The organism is Streptomyces sp. NPDC058469 (genome assembly GCF_042721125.1).
Lineage (GTDB): Bacteria > Actinomycetota > Actinomycetes > Streptomycetales > Streptomycetaceae > Streptomyces.
Genome location: NZ_JBHXME010000239.1, coordinates 1 through 12,280, shown reverse-complemented (window position 1 = coordinate 12,280; position 12,280 = coordinate 1). Strand labels below are relative to the sequence as shown.

10 protein-coding genes and 1 pseudogene are annotated in these 12,280 nt (G+C 68.4%); 4 read left to right on the top strand and 7 right to left on the bottom strand.

The window, feature by feature from the left end; genetic code table 11:
- Positions 1-37: 37 nt before the first annotated feature.
- From ACFWP5_RS49135 to ACFWP5_RS49125, 3 genes are all read right to left on the bottom strand, one after another.
- Positions 38-1,078, bottom strand: a complete 1,041-nt coding sequence (locus ACFWP5_RS49135; RefSeq protein ID WP_384172853.1) for a plastocyanin/azurin family copper-binding protein — start codon at positions 1,076-1,078, stop codon at positions 38-40.
- A gap of 46 nt (positions 1,079-1,124) precedes the next feature.
- Positions 1,125-2,447, bottom strand: a complete 1,323-nt coding sequence (locus ACFWP5_RS49130) for a copper resistance CopC/CopD family protein (protein WP_384172850.1) — start codon at positions 2,445-2,447, stop codon at positions 1,125-1,127.
- A 943-nt stretch (positions 2,448-3,390) separates the two neighbouring features.
- Positions 3,391-3,600: a hypothetical protein gene (locus tag ACFWP5_RS49125; RefSeq protein ID WP_384172847.1), complete on the bottom strand. Its 210-nt coding sequence runs from the start codon at positions 3,598-3,600 to the stop codon at positions 3,391-3,393.
- A 351-nt stretch (positions 3,601-3,951) separates the two neighbouring features.
- Here ACFWP5_RS49125 and ACFWP5_RS49120 point away from each other — a divergent pair, with 351 nt between their 5' ends.
- A complete protein-coding gene (locus tag ACFWP5_RS49120) occupies positions 3,952-5,502 on the top strand; it encodes a hypothetical protein (RefSeq protein WP_384172844.1) in 1,551 nt (516 codons plus the stop codon).
- A gap of 201 nt (positions 5,503-5,703) precedes the next feature.
- Complete coding sequence (gene istA, locus ACFWP5_RS49115) at positions 5,704-7,200, top strand: IS21 family transposase (RefSeq protein ID WP_384172841.1); 1,497 nt, start codon at positions 5,704-5,706, stop codon at positions 7,198-7,200.
- 17 nt (positions 7,201-7,217) lie between these two features.
- Here istA (ACFWP5_RS49115) and ACFWP5_RS49110 read toward each other — a convergent pair whose 3' ends face one another.
- Positions 7,218-7,508, bottom strand: coding sequence for a hypothetical protein (locus ACFWP5_RS49110; RefSeq protein ID WP_384172838.1), 291 nt, complete (start codon positions 7,506-7,508; stop codon positions 7,218-7,220).
- Between the two features lie 49 nt (positions 7,509-7,557).
- On the opposite strand from ACFWP5_RS49110, the gene istB reads away from it, so the two are divergent.
- Positions 7,558-8,331, top strand: a complete 774-nt coding sequence (gene istB / locus ACFWP5_RS49105; RefSeq protein ID WP_358361275.1) for an IS21-like element helper ATPase IstB — start codon at positions 7,558-7,560, stop codon at positions 8,329-8,331.
- A gap of 78 nt (positions 8,332-8,409) precedes the next feature.
- Here istB and ACFWP5_RS49100 read toward each other — a convergent pair.
- The 3 genes and pseudogenes from ACFWP5_RS49100 to ACFWP5_RS49090 form a co-directional block, all read right to left on the bottom strand.
- Positions 8,410-8,862 (bottom strand): annotated as a pseudogene (locus tag ACFWP5_RS49100) (ATP-binding protein); the annotation flags it as partial.
- Complete coding sequence (istA, locus tag ACFWP5_RS49095; protein WP_384172835.1) at positions 8,859-10,490, bottom strand: IS21 family transposase; 1,632 nt, start codon at positions 10,488-10,490, stop codon at positions 8,859-8,861. The pseudogene ACFWP5_RS49100 and the gene istA (ACFWP5_RS49095), both read right to left, overlap by 4 nt.
- A 184-nt stretch (positions 10,491-10,674) precedes the next feature.
- Positions 10,675-11,415 (bottom strand): class I SAM-dependent methyltransferase, encoded by a 741-nt coding sequence (locus tag ACFWP5_RS49090; protein ID WP_384172832.1) that lies wholly within the window; start codon positions 11,413-11,415, stop codon positions 10,675-10,677.
- A gap of 232 nt (positions 11,416-11,647) precedes the next feature.
- On the opposite strand from ACFWP5_RS49090, the gene ACFWP5_RS49085 reads away from it, so the two are divergent.
- Entirely contained in the window at positions 11,648-11,941 is a 294-nt protein-coding gene (locus tag ACFWP5_RS49085) for a DUF1330 domain-containing protein (protein ID WP_384172829.1), read from the top strand.
- Positions 11,942-12,280 lie beyond the last annotated feature (339 nt).

Below are 12,280 nucleotides of genomic sequence, written 5' to 3'. Positions count from 1 at the left end.
GACTCGGCCGGCCCGCCACCGTCCTTCGGGATTCTGCTCAGCAGGACGTGGTGAGGTAGTTCGTGGTCGGGGCGAGCAGGTGCTCGGCCCAGACGGTGTGCATCTTGATGTAGGCGTCGGGGTTGAGGAGGTCGGAGACCTGCTGGCCGAGCGGCTCCTCCAGGTGGGCGGAGTTGATGTGCTGCAGCAGGACGGTGAGGGTGTCGTCGAGGGTCGCGCCGCCGCCGTTGACGGCCGGGGTGAGGATCGACTCGATCCACACGGTGTGCATCTTGATGTAGCTGTCGAGGTTCAGCGCATCCTGGACCTGCTGGCCCGGGGACTGCTCCAGGTGGGCGGAGTTGATGTGCTGCAGGATCGGCAGCAGGACCTGCTGGACGCTGTGGCACTGCTCCGTGCCACCGCCGTCACCGCCAGTCGAGCCGCCCGTCGAACCGCCCGTGGAGCCACCGGTCGAACCGCCGGTGGAGCCGCCGGTGGAACCGCCCGTGCTGCCCCCGGTCGAACCGCCGGTCGAACCACCCGTGCTACCCCCGGTGGAACCTCCGGTCGAACCGCCCGTGCTGCCCCCGGTGGAGCCGCCCGTGCTGCCCCCAGAGCTGTCGGCCACCACGGTGATCGACGCCGTCATGTCCGGGTGCACGGCGCAGTAGTACTGGTACGTCCCGGCCTTGGTGAAGGTGTACGACCAGCTGTCGCCCTTCTGCAGGTTCCCCGAGTCGAACTTCGCGGGGCCGCTGGTGGTGGTGACCGTGTGCGGAGCGGTGTCCTCGTTGATCCACTTCACGGTCTGGCCGACCTTCACGGTCAGCTTCGGCGTCGCGAACTTGTAGCCCGTGATCTTGATCGTGTAGTCGGCCGCCTTGGCCGCGGCGGGCTGCGCCATGGTCATGGAGTGGGCGTCGGCCGCCGGCGCGGCCGTCTGCGGAGCCGCGGTTCCGGCGGATGCCTGCAGCAGGCTGAGGCAGGCGACCGCGGCGATACCGGCGCCCACGCCGGTGGCCAGCAGTGCACGGTTGCCCACCCGGGAACGCCGGTGGTGCTGCGGCGGGGCCGCGGGGGTGTCGTCAGTGCGCATAGTGGTGTCTCCGTTGTGAGATGGGAGGGGTGGGACGGGTTGCCGGTCAGCGCCCGGGGGCGGCCGTGACCAGCACACTCGTCGCGGCGAGGACGACGAGGACGAGCCCCGTCTCGGCCGCGACCGAGTAGACGAAGGGCCGTACGGTGGCGCGGTCACCGCGCAGCAGTACGGCGATGTCGAGCCGGGTACGCACCCAGCTCCGACTGCGCTGCGCGATGACCAACACCCCGGCCAGCAGCGCGAGTTTGACCAGCAGCAACTGCCCGTAGCCGGTGGAGAAGAGCGCGCCGAACGAGCCGACCACCTGCCAGGCCAGGACCGCTCCGGCCACCGCGATCGCCGCGACGGACACCCCCGCGAGGGCGGAGTAACCGGTGACCGCTGCCGACAGCTCCGCCGGGCGGCGCCGCGGCAGCACGCCGAGCAGCAGGAAGGTGAGTCCGCCCAGCCACACAGAGACGGCGAGCAGATGCACCAGATCGGCGACCGCGCCCCAGCCCGGATGAGTGCCCTCGGCGTTGTGGCCCGCCATACCGGTCGTCCGCAGCAGTCCCAGGCACACCACGCCCGCGCCGACCCGCCAGCCCGGCGACCGCGCGGCCCGCTCGCCGCCCTGCAGCAGCGCGGCCAGCACGACGGCCGCCAGCACCCACAGCAGCGCCCGGCAGGCCAGCACAATCCCGACCTCGCTGCCCAACAGGTCCGTGTACGTGGACAGATGAACCACGTCACCGAGCGAACCCATGGCCCCATACGCGCCCTGCAAGCCGGCACCCGCCACGGTCGCGAGGAGCCCGCACACCCAGGAGCCGGCCAGGATCCGACGGCTCCTAGGGTCCTCGCTCCCCTGCGGCCACAGCATCGCCAGGAAACCGAGCCCGCCCACGAAAAGCGCGAGCGCGAGATAGCCCACCCAGCGGGAGAGGGCCCACACGCCGCGCACGGTCCCGGAGGGTACGGCCACCCCAGCGCCGGCATCGGTATGCGCAGCAGACGCGCCGGCGTCACCGGTGCCGATACGGAAGGACAGCGTGCCGGACGTCGGATGGCCGTCCTCCATGTCAAGCACATGCCAATCCAGTACCAGCCGCCCCTGGGTGGCCGCCGGAGGGCGAACGGTCACACCGCCGCGCCCCCCACGGTCCGCGCGCGTCACGGCCAACTGCTTCCCGCTTGATGTGACGTGTACGTCAGCGAGGTCCACGGGTTCGCTGAAGACGAGGGTCACACGGCGCGGGGCCTGTTTCAGATGGGCGCCGTCCTTGGGCGAGGACGAGTCCAGCTCGGTGTGAGCGGACGCCGTGGGGGCGCCGAACAGCAGCGTCAGCAGGACGAGAAGTCCCGTGCACACAGCGCGAGTTCTCACGGATTCACCCCCGCGAGAAGGGACGGAGAGGGGGCCACACCGACGCATACGGCGGCGGAGTCGACGGATGACGAAGCGGACGGGGAAGGAGAAGGCGACGGAGAATTGCCGGCCAGGAGTCCGTCCAGCAGTCCAGTCACCGAACCGACCACCCCGCTCAACAACGGCTGCACGAGATGTACTTGACCGTCCTCACACGGCTTGGTGGGGCTGGGAGACGGCGCCGATGAGCCTGGAGAAGAGGGGGAAGGAGATGGCGACGACCCGCCGCCGGGGCCGGCTTCGCCCCCGTTGCCGCCGCTTCCACCAGGCAGGCCGGTATCGGCTCCGCCGTATCCGGTGGGCACGTCAGCCACCGGCAGTACACCTGAGCTGTCCGACGCCCCGGCCCCTGTGTCCCCGGGGGGAATGGCGGACTCGGCGGGGCCGGAACTGCTCCGTGCGGACGGCGCTGTCGGGGCCTGGGCGGCAGGCGGGGCCGCGCTGTCCAGCGCCTGAGGAGCCGGAGCACCGATGCCCGAGGCGTAGCCGAGAACGACGATCACCGCCGCGGCGAGCGCACCCGCGACGAATTCGTCCCGGTGATCTCCTGGCCAGGACGCCCTGGCGAAGAAGGACATGGCCCCTCCTGACGACTGCATATGGACTGCGACGCCAAGGAGTGCACCGACGCGAGGATTCCCTACGAATACACGTCCGTTAATGAGACGTTTCGTTGCCTCATTTCTGTACCACCCCGCTCTGTGAGAACGGGCCACCTCGGCCCCAATACGCGCATTACCTCCTATGGAGGAAGAGTGAATTCGACCACTCTCGCCACCATTTCTTCACTAAATTTACTCGAATGAATATTCCGTGGAATTCGAGAGACTCGGATGCCGGGGCACGAGCCCATCTACGCTCCCCGGGTGCCGTACTCGGCGTGGCGCCGAGTACGACAGCCTCAGATCTTGAGGTTGTGATCGGTTCTGCTCGGGTTGTCGCCAGGGCCGCAGGCGGGGCAGGGGTCGCCGCGCCGGCTGTAGTGGCTGACGGTGGCCCGGGTCTGGTGCAGGGCTCGCCAGCGGTGCCGCTGGAGGTGGCAGGCGTCGCTGTGGTGGGTGATCAGGGCGGTGGCCGCGCGGAGCTCTCCGAGCTCATCCGCGGCCCGCAATTCGTCTGTCCCTTTCTCGTTGACGGCGGCCTGTGTCTGGCCCAGGGGACAGGAGGGTGAGACGAACTTCTGTCTGACTCAATCGCCTGCAGTGGTCCTGATCTGGGCCTGCGGCTCTACCTGCCACGCTGCCAATCACGGATCACAGCATCCCGTGCGGGGTGGCCGAGTGGCTCTGTGGCCCAGTCTCGGCTGAGCGACCGCAGGGGCAGCACTCCAGGCGGGCCCCGCATAGGTGATGCGCCGCTCTCCACGACCGCTCATCGCGCCTCCCGCGGACTGGTCGCGCCCTGCGTTGTGGCTGAGTTGATTGGGCGCGTACATTGCCAACTCCCGTGCGGAAAGGAAGCCATGACAGCGGGTGAGTCACTGAGGGCGGTGCCGTACGGCGCGCTTGACGGGTTTCCCGACGATGCTGACGCGGTCGCTTTTGCGGGTGCCTACCGAGAGGCTGTGGCCCCCACTCGCCGCGCGGGGCTGGCAGCCGGGCTGCCGCTGGTGATCCTGCGCATTCCCGGCACGGGAGTCGCATACGAGCCGAGGGTGCGCCGCGTCATGGAGGCGCTGCGGCACCCACTCGATGACCGGGGCAAACACGTACCGTACGCCCTAGTGGAGCCGGGAGCAGGCCACGGGCTCCTGGCGCAGGAGGTGGGACGCAGGCTCACCTCCGGCATCCCCCGCCACATGACACCGGACCGGTTCCCCCACTTCTGGCTCATCACCGACCTCATCACGGAGGTCCTGGAGCGGCCAACCAGTGACTGGATCACAGGACGACGGCTGCGGGACATCGCCTATCGAAAGCGCGTGGAGCGCGGCGGGCTTCCTGCGTTGCTGTGGCGCCTTGGCGGTCCGGAAGGTCAACCACTCACCTATGGGTTGAGGGGCTGGCTGCTGAACAGCCTATGGCTGACGCTCACCCGGACTTTTCCCCGCTGGTGCTGGGCACGGCGCACCACACGTGAACTAGTCCGCCACGGCTGGCTCGGCGTGGAGTTCCGCCAGGAATCGGCTGCGGCGGATGTATTCGCGGCAATGAGCGAGATGGCGCAGTTGCAAATCCCGCGGCTGGCGTTCCCCTCCGGGCACCCTCGGCGTGAGCAGGCGCTCCAGGAGCTGGAGTACCTGCTGGTGCGGGCACTGCTGGAGGACTTGAGGAGACCGGCTGTCGGCCGCCTCCTGCCCCGCCGACGGCGCCGGACCGCCCGGCCCGTCTTGCTGGTGGCCCTCACGAAGGAAGGTGGCCAGGACGTCCAGGCGGTAGAGCGATTCCTGATCGCCTATCAGCGAGCGCGTGTTGCCACGCCGCCTCCGGGACCGCTGGTTATCGCGGTAGGGGCCCCCTCATACGCGCTGCTGCAACGGCTGGGCCACCCCGCAGAATGCGACCTGGCTCGGGCGGGCCTCCTGCTCGATCGCCGGTTGGATGGGGAGCCCATCGTGGTGCCCCTGCATGAGGAGCCCTTCGCCTGGCCGGGCATTCAGATCCGTCCGGTGGCACCGCAGTTGTTTAGGACGAGTTGGCGGACGATGACTGCGTTGGTGACAGGTACGACCGTGGTGGCCATGTCGGTCGGCGCATCCCTGCAATACTCCACTGCCTCAGAACCTGGACAGTTCATGGCGTCCGACACACCGGTGGTCGTCTCCGCGATCGTTGCTCTCGGCACCATGGTGAGCGCGCTGATCGGTGTTTCCGTCAGTTCCTTCGCCAGGTACGTGGAGGCCCGTGACCGGGGGAAGGCCGAGTTGATGCGTGCAGAGGCCGACGTGCTTCGAGCGCGCGCGGGACTTCCTCCTGTTGATTCGTCTCCCGAGGGTGAGTCGGAGCCTGCGCCCTCCAGTGATCCCGGAGCAGAGCCCGCGCCGCCGTCTGCCGCAGGGCCTCAAACGGCCTGACGGCGGCCGTGGCAAAGTCCAGATGTGCGGCCAGCCGAGTCCAGGCTGATGGCCACCGGAATTCCCGGTGTATGGCCGTCTGACCAGTGGTGTTCCTGATCACTTCCTTATCTGAAGGAGACCCCTCCGCCCGTTTGCTGGTGTTTGCGCGCATCAGCAACCGGCCGGAGAGGTCCTGTGACGAAGTCTGACAGAGAGATCATGGAAATCCTTGAGGCGTACGACCTGACCGGGACGGTCTGGTCTGCGGCGACCTTGACGGGGCACGACCCGAAGACGGTCAAGCGGTATGTCGAGGCCCGAAACGGCGGGCGCAATCCCTATGAGCGAGAGCCGCGGCCGAAGATGATCGATGCGTTCGGGGAGAAGGTCGAGGAGTGGGTCGAGCAGTCGAAGGCGACGATCCGCGCCGATGTGGTCCACGAGAAGCTCGTGAAGATGGGCTACCGGGGCAGCGCGCGCTCGACGAGGCGGGCGGTGAACGCGGCGAAACTGGCGTGGAAGGCGGGCAAGCGCCGGACGTACCGGCCGTGGATTCCTGAGCCGGGCCGGTGGCTGCAGTTCGACTGGGGCGAGGGGCCGCGCATCGCGGGGCGTCGGACCTGGCTGTTCTGCGCGTGGCTGTCCTGGTCGCGGTTTCGGGTGGTGATCCCGGTCTGGGACTGCACGTTGGGCACTTTGGTGGCCTGCCTGGACACCACGCTCAGGCGGATCGGCGGGGCGCCGACGTATGTGCTGACCGACAACGCGAAGACGGTCACCGTCGAGCACATCGCCGGGATCCCGGTGCGGCATCCGCAGATGGTCGCCGCGGGCCGGCACTACGGCTGCCAGGTGGTCAGTTGCGTGCCCTACGACCCCGAATCGAAGGGCGGCGCGGAGGCCACGGTCCGTATCGCGAAGGCCGACCTGGTGCCCACGGCTGCGAACCTGCTGGCCGCCTACGACACCTTCGCCGAGCTCGCCGATGCCTGCCTGACCTGGTGCGATGCGGTGAACTCGCGCCGCCACCGGGCGAGTGGGCAGATACCCGCGAGCCGTCTGGACGTCGAACGCACCACGCCGCATGTTCTGCCCGTCGAGCCGCTCGCGCTCGCGCTGGGCGAGGAGAGGCTGGTCGGCTCGGACCGCACGATCAGCTTCAACGCGGTGCGCTACTCGACCCCGCCGGGCTATACCGGTGCCAAGGTGCGGTGCCGGGTGGTCGGCGAGGAACTGTCCATCACCGCCCGCACCAACTCCGGTGACCTGATGGAGATTTGGCGCCACCAGCTCTCCACCCCGGGTGTTCCGCAGATCATCGACGCGCACTACCCCGACCATCCCGACGGCCGCAGCATCCACCAGCTGAGGCTGCGGCCCCGCTCGGAAGCGGAGATCGCGTTCATGGGCATCGGCCCCGGAGCCGGGCGCTGGCTCAAGGAAGCCGGACCCGCCGGCGCCACCCGCATCCGCGCCAAGATGGCCCGCGCGGTCGAGCTGGCCACCGTCCTGGGCAACGACAAAGTCGACCAGGCCCTTGGACTTGCGGCCACGGCCGGGCGCTTCGCCGACGGCGACCTGCTCTCGATCCTGGGACACCTCGCGGACAGCAAGCCCGTCGGCGAGGCCGTCCGCGCAGACGAAGCCCACTCCGTCCAGAACGGAACCAGTGGCTGGCAGGCCCTCGGTCAACTGCGACCGTCCCCAGGGAGTTGACGGCCGACTGACCGTGGTCAGTCCCCGACGAACCACAGATACCGGTGCACTCGCTGCTGGACGACCTGGCACAACTCGCGGGCCTGCCCAACCCAGTCACCGCCGCAAGCGGCCGGGAGCCGGTCGAGTTCCGCCAGCAGTAGCGGCACCTGCCGGTGGTTGAAGACCGCGTCGCCATACGGGTCCAGGGCCCAGAGCATCGGAAACTCCGCCGGGTCCAGATCCGCGAATGCAGCGGTCCACTCCACACCACCCTGGGCCCGGGCCACGACGTTCCCGCGGTCGCCCCGCACCGACATATTGATCATCCGCCGAACCTATCGGCGCCCGCCCCGACCCACGAAGGAATTAACGACTATGACGTTTCCCCAGGCCCCGGCGCTGCCCGAGGAACTCGACAAGCTCATGCGTCGCATGCGCCTGCCCTATATGCGCAAAGCGGCCCCGGACGTGCTGGCCACCGCCCGCGCTCAACGCTGGGATCCCGCCGAGGTTCTGCGGCTGCTGATAGCCGAGGAGGTCACCGGCCGCGATGCGGCCACCCGGCGTCTGCGGCGCCACTCGGCGAACTTCCCCACCGGCAAGACTCTGGGCTCCTGGCGGGCCGAGGACTCCACCATCCCTGAGCCCACTCAGAACTCCCTGACCACCCTGGAATGGATCGGCCGCGCCGAGAACTTGGTGATCGCCGGCCCGTCGGGGACGGGCAAGAGCCACTTCACCGAGGGCCTGGCCCAAGCCGCGATCGAGAAGGACATGCGGGTGTCCTGGTTCACCCTGGAGACGCTGAGTGCCGCGATCGGCAAGTCGAAGGTCGACGGGTCCACCGCACGGACCGTCGCCCGGATCTGCCGCGCGGACCTCATCGTCATCGACGACATCGGCCTGCTGCCCGTCGGAGAAGACGCCGCCGAGGCGTTCTACCGGATCATCGACGCCGCTTACGAGCGCCGATCCATCGCGGTCACCAGCAATATTCACCCCTCGGGCTTCGACACGATCATGCCGAAGACTCTCGCGGGCGCGAGCACCGATCGCCTCATGCACCATGCTCACCTCGTGACCACCACCGGCGACTCGCATCGCCTCGCCGAGGCCCTCGCCGGGAAGGGAGTGGTCCCCTTGAACTGACCCCACCCCGGGAACACCACCGGCCACACGCCTGGGTTTCTGATGGCCACCAGCCTGGGCATCTCAATGACCGTTGACATTCACCAAGGCTGCCGCGGTGGTGTAGCGGACGCGGTAGCCGGCCATCGCTGCCGCGGTGCCCAGTCCGATCAACAGGTGGGACTTGCCCGTGCCCGAGTCTCCGATGAGACACAGTGGGTAGCCCTTGGCAATCCACTCGCAGGTGGCGAGATTGTGGATCACTGCCGGATCGACGTTGGGATTGACGCGGTAGTCGAACTCCCTCAGCGACTTCTCGCGGGGAAAGTGAGCTGCCCTGATACGTCGCTCGGCCCGGCGCCGGTCCCGGTCCTCGCACTCGGCCATCAGCAGCTCGGCGAGGAACCCTGCATAGGACAGACCCTCGCGTTCGGCCCGGGCAATCGTGTCGGTGGCCTGGGCTCGCATGGTGGGCAGCCGCAGCAGTCGGCAGGCGGTGTCGATCGCCGCGTCGGATGCCTGTGCGGTCAGCGCGTGATGGGCGGTGGTCATGATGAGTCCTTCCGGCGAAGCTGCAACAGCTCGTCCCACCGCTCCAGGCGGGGCAGAGGACGCTGATCGGAGGGCAGAGCACGGGCGAGACGGTGCGACGTCAGAGGTGTGACCGGGGCCGGGTCCAGATCCAACGGCTCCGGGGCGAGGGTGCAGGCAGTGACGGTCGGCGCCCGCCCGGCTGCCTGGGCCGCCTTGCGTGCCTCCAGGGCGATGACGTCCTCGTTGAAGGTGCCTGCCGCGAGGGCCGCGCGGATCCCGGTCACCACGTCGGCGTGCTGCTGGTGGCGGTGCAGCAACAGCACTTTGACCAGGGCTTTCGTTCCTTCGGTGTCTCCGAGGACCTTCTTGGACGCGGCCCAGAACGCTTCGTGGACGGCCGTGAAGGTGCCCCCGGCGCGGGCCTGGTGGAGGGCCTCGGAGCGTTCCAGCGCCCCTGGCTTGGTCAGCAGGGCTTCCAAGTAGTGGTCCAGCACGAGGTGTTCGGCACCGCGGCCGGTCAGCCGCCGGTGGCGGGCGATCTCCCGCCGGCCGTCATAGACGGTCAGGTCGTCGCAGGTGAGCGTGACGGTGACCTTGCGGTCGATGAAGCGGACCGGGACCGAGTACCGGCACATCTTCACGGTGATCATGCCGTAGCGGTCGACGCGGGGTGTGAGGGTGATGCCGGTGGCGAACGGATCGTCCGGCAAGGGCAGCAGATGGCCGGCCTCGCGGGCGAAGTCCTGCGCGATCGTCCGCATCCTCGCCCCGATCCGCCGCTCGTTCTCCTTCGCCTCGAACTCGGCCAGCCGGGTGTTGAGTTCATCCACGCTGTCCACCCGCGGCACCGGGGTGAGGTAGTTGCGGCGGAAATAGCCGACCTGGCCCTCGACCCCGCCCTTCTCGTGGGCGCCGCGCAGGCCCGGCTCGCAGTAGAACGGGGTGAATCCGTAGTGCTCGTGGAAGTTGGTCCAGCGCGGGTTCTCCTCTCGCGAGCGGCTGCGGAAGACCACCTTCTTCACGGCCGGGGTGAGGTTGTCGTAGCGGACCTGACCGGACGGCACGCCGCCCAGCGTGGTCAGCGCGTGGACGTGCCCTTCGAAGAACGCCTGCTGACCGCACGAGCGCGAGATGCGGTGCACGGACTTGCCCGAATAGGCCAGCCGGAAGGCGAACAGATAGCAGCGGGTGCGCTGGCCGGCCAGGTCCACGTAGACGTCCCCGAAGTCGACCTCGGCGTCGGCGCCGAGTGCGTTGTGCCGGGTCACGAACGCCTCAGCAGGCGCCCCCGCCTGGGCGGCGATCTCCTTGCGCCGGGCCGCGACGAAGTCCCGAACCGTCGGATACGGGATTGCCTCGCCGAACTCCTCCTCGATCCGCGCAACGATCCGCCGCACGGTGTGCCGCTGCTTGCGCGGCGCCTCCAGATCAGCCCGCAGCCAGGCATCGACCCTCTTCTTGTACGGCTCCATCCGAGGTGACGTCCGTACCGCCCGACGGCGCGGGGTGGGAACGGGCGAGGAAAGCGCCTCCCGTACGAGGCGGCGGTGAACGCCGTATTTCTTCGACAGAGCGCGGATCGACAGCTGCCGCTGCCAGCTGTCCCGCCGGATCCGGTCGAACAGCTCTTGCTTGGACAAAGTCATCCGCAGCACCGCCCCTGCCGGACACCACAGGAACCGTCTCACCGCAAGAGCCGAGGTGGGGCCACTTCGCCCCGTCACCACCCCTCAATGCGCCCGTGCGACCCACCAACTGGGGCCGCTCGAAGCCAACATGCCGGGCCCGCTGAACGACGTCACAGCCAGGGAGTCGGTCGTCCGCCTGTTCCTAAAGGTCCGCTACGAGAAGTCGGTAGCCGACGTCCAATGTTTCGCGGTCGAGCAGGTCAGCATGCCGTTCGTGCCACAGGCCGGAAGACAGGTCGCTGGACAGCCGGGTCAGGCCCGGGCGGAGGACCTCTTCGCCGGTTTGGGCAAGCATCGAGATGCCTGCTCGAACTCCCGGATCGAGGTATGCCTCAGGTCGGCGCCAGAATGCAGCACCGAACCCGTCGATGCAGTCGTGCGGGATCAGGACCGTCTCGATGCGGGCTCCTCCCAGCAGCGCGACCAGCCGGTCGATCAGGACCGCCCGTGTGTCGACGACCGCAGCTGCCTCCGGCAGGTACTCGTCCAGCAGCCAGAACCTGCGGAAGATGGCCTGGTCCCACGTGAAGATGACGACGCGCTGCCGCGCGATCCGAAGGAGTTCCCCGATGCCGGCTTCTAGGTTCGTCCAGTGGTGCACGGTCAGCAGGGCCATCGCCGCGTCGGCCGAGTCGTCGGCGATGGGGATCGACTCTGCGGATGCCTGCAGGGCCCGCGCAGATCCGGCGGGACGTTGGGCGATCATCACCGCACTGGGTTCAACCGCCAGCACCGTTTGCGGTGGTTCATAGGAGCCGGTACCAGCACCGACGTTGATGACAGTGCCAGCATCGCCGAGCGCCTCGTGGATTTTGCCACCGATCCGCTGGTCGGGTCGTCGCGTGTGATTGTAGGTCGCACCGATGCGGTCATACGTCGTCACGACGGACAGTATGCCTCGTCACTCGCCACCTACCGTTGTTGATGAGCCATCCACAAGTATTGACAATTTCTCCCCACACGGTGACCACGTTCCGCCCCCATCCACCAGCGCGGCGCCGGTCGGCATCGGCGCCATGGCGATCACGACGCTGACAAGCCTTGCTCTCGCCCGCCGACGCTCGTCCGAGACCAGCCCGTGAGTCAGATGCACTCATCCCAACACTGGAGGTTCCATGCCCAAGGGCTACTGGGTCAGCGCCTACCGCACCATTTCAGACCCTGAGAAGCTGGCTGCTTACAACAAGCTGGCCCCTTCGGCCGTCAAGGCCGGGGGTGGTCGGATCCTCGCCCGTGGCGGTCGGGTCGTGGCGCATGACGCCGGAATCGCCGAGCGCACCGTCCTGATCGAGTTCGACAGCTTCGAGCAGGCCGTCGCGGCGCATGAGAGTGCGGCCTACCAGGAGGCGCTGGTCGCCCTCTCCGACGGCGTCGAGCGCGACTTCCGCATCGTCGAAGGCATCGATTGACCGAGGTCCAGTCGGATATGTCCCGGCTGCTTCGGCAGCAGTAGTCAACGCGGTTCCGCTTCTGTGGTGTGCGATCCTCGCGAGAACGAACGTCAGCGGTGCCTTCGGCGTCTCCTTAACGGTCGGCAGGGACCGGCCGCGTGTGAAGCGCCGATCCGTACGAGGAGACGCCGATGGCCCAAGCTCAGCGCCGCCGTGGTCGCACCACGCTGTCGGCCGTCTGCCTGGCTCTCGTGACCGCCGCAGCCGCCGGCTGTTCCGGGCCGGACATCCGCAGTGGCGCGCCTCCGCTGAAGCTGTGCGGGATCACGTTCTGGAGCGGCGCCGAGGGGATCGGCA